21 protein-coding genes are annotated in these 19,472 nt (G+C 32.4%); 12 read left to right on the top strand and 9 right to left on the bottom strand.

Going from position 1 to position 19,472, the window contains the following annotated elements:
* Nucleotides 1–100 precede the first annotated feature (100 nt).
* The 5 genes from AB671_RS23075 to AB671_RS17950 all read right to left on the bottom strand — a co-directional run bounded on the left by AB671_RS23075 (nucleotide 101) and on the right by AB671_RS17950 (nucleotide 4,538).
* Nucleotides 101–274 carry a bacteriocin-like protein gene (locus tag AB671_RS23075; protein WP_410492661.1) on the bottom strand — a complete coding sequence of 58 codons (174 nt, stop codon included), beginning with the start codon at nucleotides 272–274 and terminating at the stop codon, nucleotides 101–103.
* A gap of 181 nt (nucleotides 275–455) precedes the next feature.
* Nucleotides 456–950: a hypothetical protein gene (locus AB671_RS17970; RefSeq protein ID WP_066764855.1), complete on the bottom strand. Its 495-nt coding sequence runs from the start codon at nucleotides 948–950 to the stop codon at nucleotides 456–458.
* Nucleotides 951–1,414: 464 nt separating this feature from the next.
* Complete coding sequence (locus AB671_RS17960; RefSeq protein WP_066682056.1) at nucleotides 1,415–2,635, bottom strand: 3-phosphoshikimate 1-carboxyvinyltransferase; 1,221 nt, start codon at nucleotides 2,633–2,635, stop codon at nucleotides 1,415–1,417.
* Nucleotides 2,636–2,714: 79 nt separating this feature from the next.
* Nucleotides 2,715–3,041, bottom strand: coding sequence for a nucleotide pyrophosphohydrolase (locus tag AB671_RS17955; RefSeq protein ID WP_066682059.1), 327 nt, complete (start codon nucleotides 3,039–3,041; stop codon nucleotides 2,715–2,717).
* Between the two features lie 81 nt (nucleotides 3,042–3,122).
* Complete coding sequence (locus AB671_RS17950; RefSeq protein ID WP_066682115.1) at nucleotides 3,123–4,538, bottom strand: hypothetical protein; 1,416 nt, start codon at nucleotides 4,536–4,538, stop codon at nucleotides 3,123–3,125.
* Between the two features lie 275 nt (nucleotides 4,539–4,813).
* Here AB671_RS17950 and AB671_RS17945 point away from each other — a divergent pair, with 275 nt between their 5' ends.
* From AB671_RS17945 to guaB, 7 genes are all read left to right on the top strand, one after another.
* Nucleotides 4,814–5,065, top strand: a complete 252-nt coding sequence (locus tag AB671_RS17945; RefSeq protein ID WP_066682062.1) for a type B 50S ribosomal protein L31 — start codon at nucleotides 4,814–4,816, stop codon at nucleotides 5,063–5,065.
* 183 nt (nucleotides 5,066–5,248) lie between these two features.
* Nucleotides 5,249–6,409: a GlmU family protein gene (locus AB671_RS17940; protein ID WP_066682066.1), complete on the top strand. Its 1,161-nt coding sequence runs from the start codon at nucleotides 5,249–5,251 to the stop codon at nucleotides 6,407–6,409.
* A 190-nt stretch (nucleotides 6,410–6,599) separates the two neighbouring features.
* Nucleotides 6,600–7,109, top strand: coding sequence for an RNA polymerase sigma factor (locus AB671_RS17935; protein ID WP_066682070.1), 510 nt, complete (start codon nucleotides 6,600–6,602; stop codon nucleotides 7,107–7,109).
* Nucleotides 7,084–7,752, top strand: a complete 669-nt coding sequence (locus tag AB671_RS17930) for a hypothetical protein (protein ID WP_228391016.1) — start codon at nucleotides 7,084–7,086, stop codon at nucleotides 7,750–7,752. Before AB671_RS17935 ends, AB671_RS17930 begins: the two co-directional genes overlap by 26 nt.
* Nucleotides 7,753–7,805: 53 nt before the next feature.
* Complete coding sequence (locus AB671_RS17925) at nucleotides 7,806–9,068, top strand: DUF4252 domain-containing protein (RefSeq protein ID WP_066682073.1); 1,263 nt, start codon at nucleotides 7,806–7,808, stop codon at nucleotides 9,066–9,068.
* 12 nt (nucleotides 9,069–9,080) lie between these two features.
* The gene (locus tag AB671_RS17920; RefSeq protein ID WP_066682075.1) at nucleotides 9,081–9,581 is read left to right on the top strand and encodes a DUF4252 domain-containing protein; all 501 of its coding nucleotides are present in this window, start codon (nucleotides 9,081–9,083) and stop codon (nucleotides 9,579–9,581) included.
* A 148-nt stretch (nucleotides 9,582–9,729) separates the two neighbouring features.
* A complete protein-coding gene (gene guaB, locus AB671_RS17915) occupies nucleotides 9,730–11,190 on the top strand; it encodes an IMP dehydrogenase (RefSeq protein WP_066682078.1) in 1,461 nt (486 codons plus the stop codon).
* Nucleotides 11,191–11,818: 628 nt separating this feature from the next.
* Here guaB and AB671_RS17910 read toward each other — a convergent pair.
* Entirely contained in the window at nucleotides 11,819–12,889 is a 1,071-nt protein-coding gene (locus AB671_RS17910; RefSeq protein ID WP_066682081.1) for a DUF4407 domain-containing protein, read from the bottom strand.
* Nucleotides 12,890–13,192: 303 nt separating this feature from the next.
* Between AB671_RS17910 and AB671_RS17905 the strand changes: the two genes are divergently transcribed.
* Both AB671_RS17905 and AB671_RS17900 read left to right on the top strand, forming a co-directional pair.
* Nucleotides 13,193–14,986 (top strand): zinc-dependent metalloprotease, encoded by a 1,794-nt coding sequence (locus AB671_RS17905; RefSeq protein WP_228391017.1) that lies wholly within the window; start codon nucleotides 13,193–13,195, stop codon nucleotides 14,984–14,986.
* Nucleotides 14,987–15,039: 53 nt separating this feature from the next.
* A complete protein-coding gene (locus tag AB671_RS17900) occupies nucleotides 15,040–15,489 on the top strand; it encodes a DUF6705 family protein (protein WP_066682086.1) in 450 nt (149 codons plus the stop codon).
* Here the strand turns inward: AB671_RS17900 and ruvC are convergent, their stop codons facing one another.
* Both ruvC and AB671_RS17890 read right to left on the bottom strand, forming a co-directional pair.
* Nucleotides 15,490–16,047: a crossover junction endodeoxyribonuclease RuvC gene (gene ruvC / locus AB671_RS17895; RefSeq protein ID WP_066682090.1), complete on the bottom strand. Its 558-nt coding sequence runs from the start codon at nucleotides 16,045–16,047 to the stop codon at nucleotides 15,490–15,492. It lies immediately after the preceding gene.
* Nucleotides 16,048–16,093: 46 nt separating this feature from the next.
* A complete protein-coding gene (locus AB671_RS17890; RefSeq protein WP_066682094.1) occupies nucleotides 16,094–16,618 on the bottom strand; it encodes a 2'-5' RNA ligase family protein in 525 nt (174 codons plus the stop codon).
* A gap of 88 nt (nucleotides 16,619–16,706) precedes the next feature.
* On the opposite strand from AB671_RS17890, the gene AB671_RS17885 reads away from it, so the two are divergent.
* Genes AB671_RS17885 through AB671_RS17875 form a run of 3 tightly spaced genes read left to right on the top strand, consistent with a single transcriptional unit; the run spans nucleotide 16,707 to nucleotide 18,356 of the window.
* Nucleotides 16,707–17,030, top strand: a complete 324-nt coding sequence (locus AB671_RS17885) for a PadR family transcriptional regulator (RefSeq protein WP_066682098.1) — start codon at nucleotides 16,707–16,709, stop codon at nucleotides 17,028–17,030.
* Nucleotides 17,031–17,034: 4 nt separating this feature from the next.
* A complete protein-coding gene (locus AB671_RS17880) occupies nucleotides 17,035–17,655 on the top strand; it encodes a hypothetical protein (RefSeq protein ID WP_066682101.1) in 621 nt (206 codons plus the stop codon).
* Nucleotides 17,652–18,356: a hypothetical protein gene (locus tag AB671_RS17875; protein WP_066682106.1), complete on the top strand. Its 705-nt coding sequence runs from the start codon at nucleotides 17,652–17,654 to the stop codon at nucleotides 18,354–18,356. The genes AB671_RS17880 and AB671_RS17875 overlap by 4 nt, the downstream gene beginning before the upstream one ends.
* Here the strand turns inward: AB671_RS17875 and AB671_RS17870 are convergent.
* Nucleotides 18,349–19,437 (bottom strand): serine hydrolase domain-containing protein, encoded by a 1,089-nt coding sequence (locus AB671_RS17870; RefSeq protein ID WP_066682109.1) that lies wholly within the window; start codon nucleotides 19,435–19,437, stop codon nucleotides 18,349–18,351. The genes AB671_RS17875 and AB671_RS17870 overlap by 8 nt on opposite strands.
* Nucleotides 19,438–19,472: the final 35 nt, after the last annotated feature.

Here is a 19,472-nt window from a genome sequence, read left to right as displayed (position 1 = left end):
CCTTTCAGTCGATGAATGCTATTTCGACGTAGTCAAAATTAAGATAAAGGCAATAGAAAAATATTTAATAAAAATTTAAACACGCTCTAACTATTTTTAGTTAAGGTTCTATGATAATAATATTTCCACATTGGCTACCATTAGGAGTACAATAATAACGTTGACGGGGGATACAGCATTTATAATATCCTACCATACAATTTTGAATACATACTTCGATTCCCCCGCTAATACTTTTCAATTCTTGTCTTGAAATTTTTTTTAAATTTTTCATAGTAATTAGTTTTTAAATGATTTTTTTTGGTTTGTGGTACTTAATGTGCACACTATCAAATATATAAATTATTTATCAACCTGACGAGAAATTTATTGAGTTTATTTCTAAAAAGAAATTTTCTGTTTTTTTGGAAAGGAATTTTTTATGAAAAATAGTAAAAAGAGAGATACTATTTGTATTAAAAACTTAATCCAATATCTTCTTTCTGTATCATTCCGGTATCTTCCAAATTACAGATACAGCCTTTTACTGTTTTATAATTTCCATTGATGCGCGTTTCTTTTTTCTGGCTGTCTGTGATGATAATTCCGACAGTGTAAACTTCGCCTTCCGCATGATAGGTTCTGAATAACAAGTATTCATACCCATTATTTTTAAAGGAAAGATTATCGACTTCCATTCCTGCATTTTGTATTCCGCCACCTCGCCAATAAGAATTGTAATGAAATTTTTTCCAGCTTTCTTTTGTTCTGTCGGCAGGAAATTCCATTTCAACTTTGGTTTTAGTTCCAAAACGATATTGAATGTATTTATTGCTTTTATCTTTTACCAAAGACATTTTCTTGCCGTTTTTGGTTTCAAATGAATAAATAACTTCTTCATTGGGTAAAAGATATTGAGCCCAAAATGTTAAAGGAATTAAGAGATACAATATGATGAGTAGCTTTTTCATTTAATTTTTTTAAAATAAAATTTTTTAATTCTGAAAGGAATGATAATAATTCAAATAAGAAAAGTATTTATTGTGCTCAAAGGTCTAATTATTTTATATAATAGTTTCCTTAAAAAGATATCGAAATTGTTAGCAAAACTTATTAAGACTGAATCATAATGATTAAAAGGATTATCATACCAAGATAAATCTTTTCTTTCAGTGATGGTATAATACCAAAATAATATATTAAAGATTAGTAAAACAACTGTCGTAAAATAATTTTCAAAATATAAACTTACAATGAATATTGATAATATTACAATAATAAATAAATGAAATTGGATACTTATAAATTCATAATATTTAACCATATTAAAAATATTCATCAAAATGCAAAAAGCTAAAACCAGCATGATGAAAGTTTTGGCAATTTTATTGATTTTGAAAAACTTTGTTGATTCAATATTCATTTGAAAGTTCAATTATTTTTCTAATAAAATTATCAAATCTTCCCAAAACATTGGATAAGATTTTTCCACCACATTCTCATCTTCAATATTCAATTCTTTAAATAAACAAAACGGTGCAAAGCTCATCGCCATTCTGTGGTCTTGATATGTTTTGATAGAAATATTGTCTTCAGCTTCATTGAAGCTGATTGATTTTATGGTTAAATCTGTTATTTCAGTTTCTGCTCCTAGCTTTTGTAGTTCATTAAATAAAGCTAAAAGTCTATCAGTTTCTTTTACCCTCAATGTTCCCAAACCTGAAATTTCAAAAGGAATTCTCAACGCTGCAGCGGTTACACAAAGTGTTTGTGCAATATCCGGACAATTATTCATATCCAAAACGATTTTTTCCGGGAATATGAAATTTTCAATTGGCTGAAGTGTCAATTTGTGTTCGCCTTCGGTGAAAATAGTTTTAATACCGAAAAACGTTTCATAAATCTCAGCGATTGCAGAATCGCCCTGAGTAGATTCTTTGTAAAAGCTTTTCAGATGAATGGTTTCTTTACCTAAAGCGGCAAAAGAGTAGAAATAAGAAGCCGAACTCCAATCACTTTCCACTTCATAGTTGATGGTTGGTAGTTGATGGTTGATGGTAGATCCTACTTTGATAGTGTTTTCAATGAAGCTGTTTTTTATTCCGAATTTGGTTAAAATATCTAAAGTCATTTCGATATAAGATCTCGAAGTAACTTTTCCAACTAAGTTTATTTCCAAACCATTTTCTAGCTTTCCAGCTATCAAAAGAAGGGAAGTGATGAACTGGCTTGAAATATTTGCGGGAACATCTACTTTTGTCTCCGTAATTTTTCTTCCAATAATTTTCAAAGGCGGAAAACCTTCATTTTCTAGATACTCAATTTCAACGCCTAGATTTTGTAAAGCGGTAACCAGATTTTTAATAGGTCTTTCCTTCATTCTTCCGGAACCGGTAAGAATGGTCGTTTTTCCATCCTGGATAGAATAATATGACGTTAAAAAACGCATCGCTGTTCCAGCGTGATGAATGTCGACAATCTCGCTATTTTCTGAAAGTGCTTTTTTTAATAATTGCGTATCCTGAGAATTAGATAAATTCCCGATTTTTATGTTTTTAAACAAACTTTCTAAAATCAACAAACGATTCGAAATACTTTTCGAACCGCTGATTTGTATGGTTTTGTTTCCTTTTAATTTTGATTTTTCTAGCTTCATTATTTTAAAGATTTTGAGACTTCAGATGTCAGATTTCAGACTTTCAATGGTCTAATATCTAAAGTCTAGCATCTGAAATCTACTTCAATTTCTCATTATTCTGATGACGGTCTTTGTCGCGATCAGTTTTTATTTTCATTTTTTTGTCGAATGCTTCCTGTAGATTGACTCCGGTTTGATTGGCTAAACATAAAGTGACAAACAATACGTCGGCTAATTCTTCACCAAGATCTTTGGTCTTATCGCTTTCTTTTTCGCTTTGTTCACCGTATCTTCTTGCGATAATTCTTGCAACTTCGCCAACTTCTTCAGTAAGCATTGCCATATTGGTAAGCTCATTAAAATAACGAACACCAATGGTTTTTATCCATTCGTCGACTTGTTGTTGCAGATTTGTAATTTCCATTTTTTTTAAGAGCCAAGTTAAAAGTTTAAAGAATCAAGTTAATTTCATTCATCATTCATCATTCATCATTCATCATTCATACTACTGATAAGCTCCTAAAGTTGGACTGGTCGTTCTTGAAACACCTACAATATCAGTAGGAACCGTATTAGCAACTGTTACATCACCCTTATTTTTTGCAGGAGAATCAGCTTTTACTCTTAAATTCATCTTAGCCGCAAAATAATTTATAAATCTAGGGTCTTGATTTTTTATACTTTGAATGACGCTATTGGTAGGATTATTTTCAAACAGAAATCCAGCTCCTGAAACATCGCTGTATTTTATTAATGAATTTTGAATTAAATAATTAAATTGGTACATACCTGCTTGTTCTAAATGTATAGAATTGTCTCTATCTGAATACACAATACTATTGAGAATGCTTAAATTTTGAAGAGCTCCGTAATCAATTTGTCCATTATCATTTGTCCACTCATTGGTGGCAAAAATTCCCATACGGCTTCTATCATTCATGGTAGCAGAATAATTAGCAATGGTTGCATGAGTAAAAGTATAATTTCCACCATAGAAAATTCCAATACAAGATTCTCCGCAATTATTCATGACCAAATTTTCAGCATTTACTTTTGAACCCACTGAATAAATACCGTATTCCTGAAATGTGTGAATGAATGAATTTTTGATGGTTGCAGTAGCTTGTTTCATATCAAGACCTCTAGTTCCTCCGAAAAGTCTAGTATGATTCATATTTAAAACAGAAGCGGCTTCCATTTTAATAGAATTCCAGTTTCTTGGGATGGTGTCATAGTAAGTGTCATTTCGGTCTCCACGAATAATTACCTGATCAGTTGCGGTTCCGTTGATATTTAAAGTCGCACCAGCTGAAACTTTCATTCCGCTGTTTTTATGGAAATATACTTTTGTTCCTGGTTGTATATTCAAATGAACTCCAGTATTTACAGTTAAGTCTCCGTAAATAATTTTAGCTTTATTACTAGACCACGTCACATCAGTGGCAATCACATTAGGATTAGTAGGCGTTTTAATGAAAAATTCGGCATCCTGAACAACAGAAAATAAAGTGACATGCTGCTGTCCGGCTCCTGTAGTAAATAAAACTCTGTCTTCAGCAATTGCTTCCGGACCTGTAGCTTGAGGAGCAATTTCTACAAAAATGTAAAGACTGTCTTTTTTTCTAAGCGGAACATTCTGAAAATCGTGCCCCGTTTTTCCGTCTACATTTATTTTATATAATGATGCAGCTCCTTTTTCAAGATTAATTCTTGGAATCATTACATCCTTATCTTCATTATTAAATACTTTTACCACATAGGTTTCTGAGCGTACCTGATGATAAACTGTGTCGCAAAATACCGTGTCTCTAGAAAAGCTAAGTTCCTGAGAAGGAGCATCAAAAGTAATATCATCTTTGTCACAAGAAATCGCCAAGAATAACATCCAGAATGATAAAAAGAGTAATGATTTGAATTTCATAGGGTAGAAATTTTTTGTTTTATTTGAGGTCATATGTTATCGCTTAGCATCATTGATGCTCGTAGTCAAAGTCTGTCTTAGCGATTTCATCAAAATTAAAATTTAAGTAAGTTTCAAATTTAACGAAAATACTTTAATTTTCTTATCTTTTAAAAATAGTTGACAAGGTATTTGTATATTATAAAAATTATTGTATTTTTGCAACCTAAAATTTAGCAGAAGAAATACCATTACTATTTCGAAAGCAGAACTTTAATTTTTTAAAAATTTGTATTATGAAAAAAGGAATTCACCCAGAAAATTATAGACTTGTTGTTTTCAAAGATATGAGTAACGACGACGTATTCTTAGGCAAGTCAACAGCTGACACAAAAGACACTATCGAGTTTGAAGGAACTGAGTACCCATTGATCAAAATGGAAATCTCTTCTACTTCTCACCCTTTCTACACAGGAAAAACTAAATTAGTTGATACTGCAGGTAGAGTAGACAAGTTTATGAACAAATACAAAAAATTCGCTAAGTAATTTTTTGATATTAAAAATATTTAAAGTCTTCCGATTTTCGGGAGACTTTTTTTGTGGATAAAAAAGATAGAAATTAAAAGTAAGAGGTGAGAAATTAGTTTTACTATTTGTATTTTTGCTTTGAGTAGAAATTAGATGCCTAACATCTAACATCTAACATCTAACATCTAACATCTTAAAAAAATGCAACTCGTATTCTCCGATGCACAATATTGGGAAGATTTTCTTCCTCTAACTTTTACAAGACCTGTCGCTGAAATGCGATGTGGAATCCTTACTTTCTCTGAAAGATGGCAAAAAATATTAGAGAATACCGAAGTATCTTTTTTTACAGAGGCTTATCTTCAGCATAAATTTGCTGAGCCACAAAAAAAAGAAAGTCTGTTTTTGGTAACCAATTTTTTACCAACAGAAGCAGTAATTCAGCAAATAAAAGATTTGAAACAAGGTGAAGCTTTGGTTTATGAAGATGAACTAGTAGCTGCGAAGATCAATATGGATGGTTTTTCTTTGAATCAGATTGAAAAAATGACCGATATTAAAGAAGAGCTCGTTTTCTTTAAAAATCCAACTGATTTATTTACTTATAATAAAGAAGCTATCGATTTTGACTTTGAATTGCTGACCAAAGGAAGGATTTCTCAGGAATTATCTTCTACCAACGGCTTTTTAGGAAATAAAGAAGATTTGTTTATTGAAGAAGGCACAGAAATAGAATTCTCAACCATCAACACCAAAACCGGAAAAATTTATATCGGAAAAAATGCTGAGGTGATGGAAGGCTGTAATCTTCGTGGTCCGATTGCCCTTTGTGAGGGTTCTAAATTTAATTTAGGAGCAAAAATTTATGGTGCAACCACGGTTGGTCCGCATTCTAAAGTAGGTGGTGAAGTGAGTAACATCATTATTTTTGGTTATTCGAATAAAGGTCATGACGGTTTTATAGGGAATTCTGTGATTGGGGAATGGTGTAATCTTGGTGCAGATACTAATTCTTCTAACTTAAAAAATAACTACGGAAATGTAAAACTTTGGAATTACAGAACAAAAGATTTCCAAGATACAGGTTTGCAATTTGCTGGTTTAATTATGGGAGACCATTCTAAAACGGCGATCAATACTCAATTGAATACAGGAACGGTCATTGGGGTTGCGTCCAATATTTTTAAAGAAGGTTTTCCTCCAAATTTAATTGAAAATTTTTCGTGGGGTGGTTTTAAAGATGATGAACGATTTAAATTAGATAAAGCGTACGAAGTTGCCGAAAAAGTAATGGCAAGAAGAAAATTGCCTTTAACAGACGATGATAAAAGTATTTTAAAGCATATTTTTCAAAATTATTAATTTCAAATAGACACCATGTTTGTCATTCCGTAGGAATCTAAGCTTAGATGCTTTCAGCATGACAAAAAGACTGTTGATTTAAAAATATTTACAGAGATAAAAATCAAACTTCAAATTTTTTTTGAAGTTTTTTTATTTTTAGTGTAATATATTTCGATTTCAGATTGTCTTATTTATAGAAACGAAACTTATGACCCAAGAAACTTTTAGGGATACGGTATTTACTCTCAGAGATGAGATGTTCCGTTTTGCAAAAAGGTTTGTCATGAGCAGCGATGAAGCCGAAGATGTAGTGCAGGATCTGATGATTAAGTTCTGGCAAAAAAAAGATGAGCTGGAAAAGTTTGGTAATTTTAAATCCTATGCTTTAAAATCTGTAAGAAATGAATGTCTTAACCGGTTGAAGCATCACGATGTAAAGTTAGGTTTTGCTGATATGCAGCTTCATCGATCGGAATTGTATAGTATGGAGGTGAATAATCTGAAAGAACATATTATAGGTTTTATCAACCAGCTTCCAGAGAAACAGAAAGCGGTGATTCATCTGAAAGACGTAGAAGAGTATGAAGTGTCGGAAATTTCTGAAATGTTGGAAATGGAAGAAAATGCAGTAAGGGTCAACCTGATGCGAGCAAGACAAAAAGTAAAAGAACAAATCTCACAACTGATGAGCTATGAGCAACGACAAATTTCAAGATAAATATAACGAGATCTTCCAAGGTTTAAAGGAGGAAAGAATGAATTGGGATTTTGAAGATTTTCTTCAGAAAGCAGAAGGTAATGATATTTCAGCCGATGAAGCACTAATAATTCCTATTCAAGGTAAAAAACCTTCGCTTCCGAAATGGTTTTGGATGGCTGCAAGTGCTGTAATACTTTTAAGTTTTGGTTTTTTATTTAATTATAATCAAAATGGAGAGATTGTAGATCAGGCAAAATTAGTCGAAAACGAAATTCAGAAACAGAAAAATGATTTTATTAACGAAAATCATAATCCTAATTCGCAGGTTGCAGTTCATATTACTGATTCTGTTTCGGGACCAAAGCAAGATTCTATTTTTGTGGAAAACTCGATTGCTGAAAAAGATGTTTTGGATGAAATTCTCTCTAAAAAAAGCAGAATTAAAAAAGAGTCAAAACCGAGATATGTTTACAATTCAGGTTTAAAAAGTCAAACTTTAAAAGATTCCACAGGATATAAAGATTCTTATGTTATCGTAAACGGTAAACGTATCGATAATATGGAAGAAGCTATCAATATAACAAAATATTCATTCCAGGTTGTAGCTAATAATGTCAATCAGGCATTAGCTCCGAAAGTAATGGACAACGTAGATTATTAACAACAGATTATGCAACTGATCAGGCTTGTAATCAATTAAATTTAACTGAACTCATGAAAAAAATATTCATTATATGTACACTTGTGCTGTCTCATTTCCTTGTATACGGACAGAAAAACAAATTAGATCAACTTTTTGATAAATATCAGGAAGTGGAAGGGGTAACTTCGATTAAGATTGCAAAACCTATGTTTGGAATGCTCAGTAACCTGAACATTGCAGATGCAGAACTTGATCAGATTAAACCTCTATTGGCCAAAATCAATGGGCTGAAAATCCTTATTACAGAAAATCCTGAAGGGAATTCAAAGACAAATATTAATCAGCTTAATAAAGAGATTTCAACTTTCGTTAAAAATCTTAACTACAGTGAGATTATGTCTGTAAAAAACGGAGGCAGCAAAATTAAATTTCTTTCATCTGAAGCTGAAAAAGATGGTACTTTAGAAAACATGCTTTTAAATATAGATAGTGGTGGTGGCGAAAGTATTCTTGTAATGCTTGATGGAAAGCTTTCTATGGATGACGTGAACAAAATCATTAATTCTAACGAAACAAAGACAAATACCACAAGAACTACAATGACGAGCAGCTTTGCTTCGGAAAATACGTCTTCCTATCTCAACGGGGAGAGCAGAAACGTAGGGCAATTCTCCGGAATTGACGTCAGTACAGGAGTAAAAGTAGTTTTTACACAGGAAAATTCTACCAGCGTGAAAGTCTTTGCAGATGCAGATAAACTTCAAAATGTAATTACAAAAGTGGAGAACGGGATTTTAAAAATTTCGATTGATAATAAAGGAACAAAAAATTTAAGATTCAAAAACCTAAGTGTGAATGTCTCTTCGCCGAAAATGGATAGAATTAAGACTTCATCAGGCTCCAACTTTACGACAGTGAATGAAATCAGAGGAAAAGAGATGACAGTTGATGCTTCTTCGGGATCTGGGATTGTTGCGAAATTTCAAATTTCTGGAACATCAAATATTGAAGCAAGTTCAGGATCTAATGTGAAAGCGTCAATCAGTTCAGATAAAGTTTTAGTTAAAAGCTCAAGCGGATCTAGTATTAAGTTAGAAGGAAATACTGAATATGTATCAATTGATGCAAGCAGTGGTGCTTCTTGTAAGGCAGACCAATTAACTGCAAATATTGGTATCGTGGAGTCTACATCGGGAAGTAGTGTTTCTGTGAGTGCAAAAAATCAATTAAAAGTGAAGGCTTCATCAGCAGGATCTGTGAAATACAGAGGAAATCCTAAAATTGAGGCAAACATCAGCAAATCTTCTGCGGGAAGTTTAAATCAAATCAACTAAAAAACTTAGGTCATGAAAATTTTTAAAAACATTTTTCTCGTTTGTTGCACATTATTTTTACTGCAGTCTTGCATTGTTTCCAGCAAACCGAATATAGAATTCTTCTCAAAATCAAATTATGATTCTCAGGATGCACAATTTGCAAGTTTTAATGTACCGTTGTTTTTAGCGAAACCTTATATCAAAAAAGCTTTGAGAGAAGAAGGTGAAAGTGAAGCTGCGATTGCAATGGTGAAAAAAGTTTCAAAAATAAAAATGATGACCGTTGCCAATGGAAGTGAAGAAATGCTGAAAGATTATGCCAATTATCTTAGAGACAATAATTACGAAGATTGGGCAACTATAAAACACGATGGCGATAATGTAAATATCAGAGTAAAACAAAAAGGCGAGATGATCAATAATATGTTGATTACTGTAAATTCAAAAAAAGATATGGTGTTTTTGGATGTTAAAGGCAGCTTTACAGCAGATGATATTTCTAGAATGATTACTATTGCGTCAGATAAATAATTTCATATTCAACTATATTTAATTTTGTAAAGTCACTCTCTGAGTGGCTTTTTTTCGATTTATAATATGAATTATTAAGTTTTATTTAAACTATTTAATTCTATTTTCGTATTCCAGTAAAAAGACTTAATTTTGCAAGAAAGTAAAGATGTCTATTCATAACAAAATTGTAGAGACAGCCATCACTTTCGATGACGTGCTTCTAGTCCCTGCTTATTCTGAAGTTTTACCTAACCAGGTTTCATTAAAATCAAGACTTACCGATAAAATTACGCTTAATGTTCCGATTGTTTCCGCTGCAATGGATACCGTTACAGAGGGTGATTTGGCGATTGCTTTGGCAAGAGTTGGCGGTTTGGGTTTCATTCATAAAAATATGACGATTGCCGAACAGGCCGCTCAGGTAAACAGAGTGAAGCGTTCTGAAAACGGAATGATTTCTGATCCTGTAACGCTTTCGAAAGACCATACCTTAGCTGAAGCTAAAGAAACGATGGCAAAATATAAAATTTCTGGTCTTCCCGTTGTGGACGCAGAAAATACGTTGATTGGTATCATTACCAACAGAGACGTAAAATATCAGGAAAACCTTGAGATGAAAGTGGAAGAGATCATGACCAAAAATAATCTTATCACTTCAGATAAGGATACAAATCTTGAAAAAGCGAAAGAAATTCTTCTTAAAAGTAGAGTTGAGAAGCTTCCTATTGTTGATAAGAATAATAAATTGGTAGGTTTAATTACCATTAAAGATATCGATAATCAATTGGAATATCCAAATGCCAACAAAGACGAAAGTGGTCGTTTGATCGTTGGTGCTGGAGTTGGAGTGGGTGAAGATACTTTAGACAGAATTGAAGCTTTGGTAAAAGCCGGAGTTGATATTATCGGTATTGATTCTGCTCACGGGCATTCTAAAGGAGTTTTAGATAAAATTTCAGAAATCAGAAGCAAATATCCTGATTTGGATATCGTGGGTGGAAATATTGTAACTGCTGAAGCTGCTGAAGCTTTAATTAAAGCGGGTGCAAATGTTCTTAAAGTGGGTGTTGGCCCGGGTTCTATCTGTACAACGAGAGTTGTCGCGGGAGTTGGGGTTCCTCAATTATCTGCTATTTACAACGTTTACGAATATGCTAAATCTCAAAATGTTGCGGTAATTGCCGATGGTGGAATTAAACTTTCAGGTGATATCGTGAAAGCTATCGCAAGTGGAGCAGGAGCTGTAATGTTGGGTTCACTTTTAGCCGGAACAGATGAAGCTCCAGGTGAAGAAATTATTTTCCAGGGTAGAAAATTCAAAACGTACCAAGGTATGGGAAGTCTTTCTGCAATGAAGAGAGGTGGAAAAGAAAGATATTTTCAAAGTGAGGCTAAAAAATTCGTTCCTGAAGGAATCGAAGGAAGAGTTCCAAGTAAAGGTAAGCTGGAAGATGTAATTTTCCAATTAGTTGGAGGTTTAAGAGCTGGAATGGGGTATTGCGGCGCTAAAGATGTTGAAGCTTTACAAACTAAAACTAAAATGGTAATGATTACAGGAAGCGGTTTGAAAGAATCTCATCCACATGATGTGATTATCACACAGGAAGCACCTAATTATTCTTTGTAATAAACTAATATATATACATAAAATACCTCCGAATTTTCGGAGGTATTTTTTTGAACCAAAAATTAAATTATGAGAAAAATAGAACTTTCATCATTTGTGTATTTATTATATGAATTGTGTTTTCCTTTTTTTGTATTTATCTCAGAGCCTTTTTTTAGGCTCCGAAAATAAATACGTTCTAATTTTTTTTTCATCATCGAGTTTTTACCTCCTTCGAAATACTTAAATTTCCATCATTTGTGTTTTTATAATATCATTTGTGTTTTCTTCTTTTTGTATTTATCTCAGAGCCTTTTTTTAGGCTCCGAAAATAAATACGTTCTAATTTTTTTTCATCATTGAGTTTTTACCTCCCTCGGAATACTTAAATTTTCATCATTTGTGTTTTTTGAATTGCTTTAAATTCAAACTAAAAAGAAGTGTTTTTTTCTCTTAACTTTTATAATGTAAATTTATCAACATAATAAACGCAATCATAATAATTCATTTAGATATATATCAATATGGTTGTAGATATTTATCTATAGCGTAATATTATTGTGTTTTGTTTTATTTTTTTTGCTGTTTAAATGAAAAAACTCACAATTAATTGTGAGTTTTTTTGATGTGAATGTATTTTATTGAAATATTAGGTTTTTAATTGATCCTTAAAATCATCAATCCGAAAATCGGTCAGTGCATTTCCTTTTTCAATTTTTTCTTTGGAATAGAGACGGAAGTCATTTTCAGTTTTCTCCAAAAGATAATCATAAGGACCAACCGAAGAAATAAGCTTAATTAAAACGGGTGAAATCTCCAATGTAATAAATAGCCCCATAATAAATGCTGCGGCAGTGGCAATAATCGCTGAGTTTTTTCCTAATTCATCCAAAGCCTGTAATCTTGCAGCAAATCCGTTGAATTTATCTTCAAACGTTTCTGTAGATTTTCTTTCTGTTTCAAGATTGGTATAGACTTTAGAAATTTCTTTGTCGAGATATTCTTGTCTTGTCGCTACCTGCTTTTGATAGTTTTCTAAGTCTTGTCTGCGTTGCTCTTTTAATTCCTGCTTTCTTTTTGCATTAGAACCAAAACCTACTTTTCCACTGGTTAAATCAGTCTGTTTTCCTAAAATTTCTTTTTCAAGTTCAACAGAAGCAGAATCATAAGACTTTTGATATTGAGCAATCTTTTCTGTAATTTGTTTTTTTTCAGTTTCAAAAGGACTACTCTGCTGAAGAATTCTGCCATTCATTTGTTTTTGCAGGTCTGTTTTATTACGTTGAATAATAGTATTCAGCTGTTTGTTAACCTCCTTTTCAAAAATTTTAAGTTCTAAAGGTTTAGAAATAATAATTCCTAAAAATGTTGCCAAAATCAACCTTGGGATAGACATCAGGATCTGATTCCACCAAGATCCTGTTTTTTTGATGGATGAAACAATGTATCGATCCAAATTAAAAATCATTAAACCCCAAAGAATTCCAAACCCAATCGAGGCCCAAATATCATCGAAAATGGTGAACATTGCATAGGCTGCAGAAAGTGTTGCAAAAACTGCGGTGAAAAGAACAATTCCTCCAATTCCTGCAAATTTATTCCATTCACTGGGTGTTTTTCTTAAAATGTGGATGTTTCCACCAGAGCAAATCAAGAGAAACTTCTGAAACCAGTTTATGCTGTGATTTGTTTGATTTATAGTTGCTTGTGTGTTTTTCATTATTGAAAATTTATACAAAATTAGTATTAAAAACTATACCATTGTTACAAATAGTAATATGTTTTACCAAGTAATTTAAAAATATTATTTATAGTAAATATTTTAAAGTATGTTAAAATTTAAATGTTTTTTAAGTTTTTAATATTGAATGTGTTGGAATTAATAATAAATTAATAGTTTTGCAATCGAATATTTAAAAATAAATAAATAGAAATGAAAAAATTCAGTACCCTTTTAGTACTTATGTTTTTTATTAATTCATTCTCGCAAGATTCTCATAAAGAATGCGGTTTTGATAAAATAATGAAAAAATTAGATGACAGGCATCCTGGTCTAAAAAGATATAGGGAAGACGGAGAGCAGAAGATTCTCGGTATGAATCAACAGGCTTTTCTAAATAAAGTAGGAGCTACAACCTCAAAGAATGCTCTTTATACAGGACAGATTTACGAAATTCCTGTAGTTGTTCACGTTATCGAATCTCAGGCTCCTGCAAATGCCAACTTGGCGGTGACAGATCAGGAAATTATCAATTGGATAGGAAGAGCAAATAGTATGTATGCAACCACTTATGGTGGGAACTTTTATCCTGAAGCAGCTGGCGCTACTGGAGGAAATGTAATTCCATTTAAACTTGTTTTGGCAAAAAGATCACCAAGTTGTATGCCTACAACAGGTATTATACGGTATAACGGAAGTGATCTTCCTGATTACGACCAAAATGGGGTATCAAATACCGGAGCTACAGATACGCAGATAAAAAACCAGTTGGCACCGCACTGGCCTGAAAATTCATACTTTAATATTTATGTGGTCATTGGCTTCGATGGTCAGCAGCAGTTATCGTATGGGCTTATGGGTTATGCGGCATTTCCAAGTTCGTATGATTATGACTATGAGAGTTTTATGAAAGTGGCAACGATAAAGAATCAAAATGATACGACACTTACCCATGAGCTGGGTCATGCCTTTGGTCTTTATCATACTTTTCAAGGGATTTCGGCTAATAGCCAGACAACTTGTCCTGTGAATAATAATTGTGCGACAGATGGCGATAGAGTTTGCGATACATCACCATCGCGAAGTATGTATGGTGTTGCAGTTCCTAACAATAATGCTATAGACCCTTGTACCAATCAAAACTATAACGGAACTCAGTATAATATTATGAATTATACCAATTCAAACCGAAAGTTTACAGCTGGGCAGCGTGACAGAGCGATTTTGATGATGATGGAATATAGAAAAAATCTTCTGAATTCACTGGCAGGAACAGACCCTGCAACAGTTGTTAATTCCCCTGTTTCTGTGGTGAATGCACAGTGCAGTCCTTCGGGAATAGTAAACCCAACCAATAGTGCTGTGGGACCTACACGAGTAGTTTTTGGAAGTATCAGCAGTGTTACTACCGGATATGATGCTGATGAAGCAACTCCTGTTTATTATGCAAACTATGCTACAGCAACCTGCATAAGACCTGCATTTTTTACAGATATTCCTTCAAATAGCGCAACAGAGCTGAAGGTAACTTATGCTTACACATTTAACCATGCTGAAAAATTCAAAACAAAAGTTTGGATTGATTATAATAATAATGGTGTTTTTGAAGCTTCAGAACTTGTAGTGAATAACTTATCATCTGATTTAGCAAACTCAGGGCTTACACTAACCAATAATATCACACCTCCTGCGAGTGCCGTAAAGAATGTATACTTAAGAATGAGAATAGCGGTAGATGCTGCTACATTCAATGGAGTAACTTTCCCTGACTTTGATGCATGTTCGCAGTTGCAATATGGTCAGATGGAAGATTATGCAGTGAGGATTTCAGAAACCTTAAGTACTTCTGATATTAAAAAAGATAATTCTGATACCAAAATTGTTTATTTAAAAGGAGAAAACAAACTTCAGCTTTTTGGTAATAAGAATTTAAAATTCGGTAATTATCAAATTTATGATATGAGTGGTAAACTGATACAGAAAGGAAATTCAGAGACCAATGAAGTTCGTATCAATCAGCCGTTAATTAAAGGTTCATATATCATTAATTATTCTGATGGTGATCAACAAGCTTCTAAGAAGTTCTTAAATAACTAAACTCAATAAAAGCCCTTGAAAAAGGGCTTTTATTATATTTGAATGTTATCAACATGAAAAAAATACTCACTGTTTTATTTTTTTGTCTTTTAATCATCAGTTGTCAGTCTCAGAAAATTACTGATCAGCAAAATGATGAAAACAAAGCAAAATATTTCCTAGGAACTTGGACGTTTATACAAAAAACATATAAAGAGGATGGAGAAACAAAAGTTTTTGATCTTCATGAATGTATGAAACAGTATGAACTTATATTTAAAAATAGCAATGAAAGATTGATCTTGAAAAAGATATTTGCTACGGGCAAAGATTGTAAAATAAAAAGTAGAACAGACGATTTTTTGGTCACGATAAGTGGTGGTTCTTTTTCTTACAGAGAAGATGATCTTAAAAAAGTAGAGCAGTATAAAATCTATTCACAGAATAAATTTTCAATTATATACAGCGACATTATTAATGGAAAGGTGACGGAAATTGAAGACCTTTATCAGCGAAACAAATAATTACTTCAGTCGATCAGGATTCTGCTTTAAAAAACTATCCCAACCTGAATACGATTTTGTATCTGCAATGGTTCCTGAATTGAAATGATGACAAACGGCAACAGCCAAACCATCGGAAGCATCCAGATATTTTGTAGGAAATTCTTTCAGGTTTAAAAGGCTCTTAAGCATTCCTGCAACTTGTTCTTTACTGGCATTCCCGTTTCCGGTGATAGCCATTTTTATTTTTTTTGGGGAGTATTCTGTAATAGGAATATTTCGGTGCAGACTTGCAGCCATTGCAACGCCTTGAGCTCTTCCCAGTTTCAGCATCGATTGTACGTTTTTTCCAAAAAATGGAGCTTCAAGTGCCACTTCGTCCGGATGAAACTCGTCAATCAACGCTAAGGTTTTATCGAAAATATATTTAAGCTTAGTTTCATGATTCGGGTATTTTTTTAAAATCAATTCGTGAATGGAGATCATTTCCATTTTTCCTTTTTTTACCGATATCAAACCAAACCCCATAATAGCTGTTCCGGGGTCAATTCCTAAAATTATTTTCTCTGCTGAAACCATCGCTTCAAAGATACAGCTTTCTTTATTTTAGCAACCAATAAAATTATTACTGTGATAATTTCTTTTCATTAATAGAAACCCATTTTCCATCATGTCTTAGTAATGAGATCTTATCAACTAAGAATTTAGTTTCGTAATTTTTGCCTTTATAAATCTCCCAGGCTTTCAGAAAATTTTCATAGGTGAGGTCTCTGTAACCAACAGTTACGTGTGGACTAAATGAGTCTCTTTTAAAACTAAATTTTTCTTTTACATTAAAATAAAGTTGCTTTAAATTTTTACTTTCTTCAGGCTTTATAAACAAAACCGGATTCTTTGGATTGGGGAAATTTCCAAAACCATTTAAAATAATTTCAAAAGGAGCGATGTTGGTGTCAATTTTTTGAAATCCCAGATGAATGTCTTCTTCTAATTCTATTTCCCTTGAAAATGGTGGGGCTAATGTAATATGCGCATCATTGGTCAATGCTTTTGAATTCCCGAAATGTAAAGCTAGATCTTCTTTAAAAACCCTTACCTCATCAATGGTTTTTTGGTCAGGATAAATAGCAATGAAGTACATTTTTTTCATTCTATAAATATAAGATTTATCTGAATATTAAAATTAATTACATGCATAAGAAAATTATGCATAGATTTGTTAGGTATTACCATTACAAATGAAAAAAAATAGCCTTTACAAAGGAACACTTCAGAATATCATTTTAAAATTACTTTCAAAAGAGGTGAAAATGTATGGCTATCAAATTACACAACGTGCAAAAGAATTGACGGAAGGAGAATTGGAAATGACAGAAGGAGCCTTGTATCCGCTTTTGCATAAATTGGAGGCCAACGGCATTATTATGTCTGAAGTACAGGAAATCAACGGAAGAAGCCGGAAATATTATTTGCTTACTGATAAAGGTAAAAAGCAACAGGCGACTCAGGAAGATGAAATGAGATCTTATTTGTTTAATCTAAAAACTATTTTTGATATTTAAAATTATGATGACTAAAGAAAATTTAATAGAAATAGAAAAATATTTAAAAGGCAAAGATCTAAGTTCTGCTGTATTTGCTGAGGTTTATGATCATTTTGTGATGCAGATTTCAGAATCTATGGTTAAAAGTGAAATCAGCTTTCAGGAAGCTTTTCTTCAGACGAAAATTAATTGGCAAAACGAACTGGAAATGGTGAAAGCTGATTTGTTTTCTTTCAAAAGGATTGCGAAAATTGAGAAGGGTATTTTACAAGACCGTTTCAAAAAAATGATGATGATCGCTTTTTTGTCCTCCGTGATTATGGGAACTATATTTTATTTTAATGAAAATGTTTATCTGTGTTTTCAGGGAGCTTTAATTGCAATGCATTTATTATTTCTGATGTATCATTTCATATTTAGAAAAATGAGTTTTTCAGAATATCAGAAAATGATTTTTCATCCATTATTGCTGAGAAATTTATTGTTGATGCTAATTATTCTTCCTCTCACCAATATTATTTTCTCGACAACTAAAAATTTATGGGAATTTCCTTTGAACCATATGTTTATAACTTTTTCAGTAGTGCTTCAGATTCAGTTATTTTATTTCAGAGCTAAAAAAATAAATGTTTTACTGGTATGACAACAGAACAAAGAGAGAAAGTAAGAAGTTATCTTTTAACTAAAAAACTTCCTATCGATTTGCTGATGGAAGTGGAAGACCATTTTGTAAGTCAAATTAATGAAGTTCAGATTCAAAAGAATTTGTCTTTTGATGACGCTTTTAACGTGGCCATTATTTCGTGGCATGATGATTTGAAACTTTCATGGGATGGAAGTTGGAGCTTGGAAGATACTTCTGTTTTTATCAAAATATCGACGAGGCAAAAATTATTTTCAATTTTGAAAAAATCACTCATGATTGCTTTCATTACGTATGTTGCAGTCGTTTTATCTTATGTTTTAATTCCTTTTGAAGTTTTCAGAATTAGCTTGGGCATATTAGTAAGTCTAATGATGGTTTATCCCTTGATTATTTTCGTTAAAGAAAAAAAATATTTTGATTTCTCTAAAAAATATAAAAATATCCGGCTTTCTGCGTATCAGGATATGGTAAGTATATTTTTCATTCTCCCTATGTCTTCAGGATGGTTTTTCCGTTTTGTTTTAGAAATGAATGATAACTTTCTAGATCCGAGTCAATTTAAAGGAATTTTAATAAATTCTTTGTTGTTGTTGTTTTTCTTTTTTGAAACTTCAATTATTATCTGTCAGAAAAAATATCTTGAAATGATTAAAAATATCATTCCGTATTTACAGGAAAACTTCAAAGTTTCTAATTAATATTTTCCAATATATCTGCAATTTCCTTCATTTTCAGATGAGGTTTGAAAGCGGCCGATTTGCCCTTTTCTTCATCGGCAATATTAGAAAGAATAATGACCATAGTTTTGGTTTCAGGGTAATAGATGTTGAGCGAAGGCGCACCTTTTACGTAACCGCTGTGAAAATAGGAGACAGGCTTGTTATCATTCATCATAATTCCCAATCCGTAACCCATCTTTCCGAGAATCGGGTGTTGTCGTTCAGTACTTTTAGAAGTGAATTTTTTCAGCGTTTCAGGTTTGATGATTTTTCCGGCGTATAAAGCATTATTCCAAATGAATAAATCGTTTACAGTTGACAAAATTCCGCCTGCCGCAATTCCGATTTCTTTATTGCTTAGCCTTTGTGGCATGTTATCAACTGGTTTTTGGTTTTTTGAATTTCCTACATAGGTTTTAGCGAAATTTTCTCCTTTAAAAGTTGTTCCTGTTGATGAATTTTTCATGCCTGCTTTTTTTAATAATTCAATCATGTTTTCATCAAAAGATTTTCCAGAAACCGTTTCCACAATTTTCCCTAAAGCATTGAAGCCATCATTTGAATAATTAAATCCCGATCCACTTTTAAATAGTAATTTTTCGCCAAAATTATTTAAACCCGAACTGTGATTTAGAAGCTGCTGAATGGTAATGTTTTCATATTCTTTTTTCTGAAATTCTTTAATGTATTTTGAAGCTTTATCGTTGAGGTTGAGCTTTCCCTGTTCCATTTGAAGGAGAATAAGAACCGCTGTAAACTGTTTGCTGATCGACGCAATAGAAAAAACTGTAGAATCGTTTACCGCAGTTTTGTTTTCAAAATTTGAAAAGCCATTATTTCGTCTGTATAATTCAATAGTGTCTTTAAAAACACCGACACTGCCGTTGAAATTGTATTGATTAAAAATAGAATCAATTTGGGTTTTATATAATTTTTGTTGAAATACTACGATGGCAGAATCTGCAATTGCTTTTCTATTAACAGGTTGTGCTGATTCTGTTTTCTGGCACGAAAACAAGAAGAGAAAAAATAGAGAAAGCAGCAAAGTTTTTTTCAGCATAAAGTTCGGTTTTTACTAAAAATAAGAAAAAATCT

Source organism: Chryseobacterium sp. BGARF1 (genome assembly GCF_001677955.1).
In the GTDB taxonomy this organism is placed as follows: Bacteria; Bacteroidota; Bacteroidia; order Flavobacteriales; family Weeksellaceae; genus Chryseobacterium.
The sequence above is the reverse complement of the archived record's forward strand: the minus strand, read 5'-3'. Positions and strand labels throughout refer to the sequence as shown.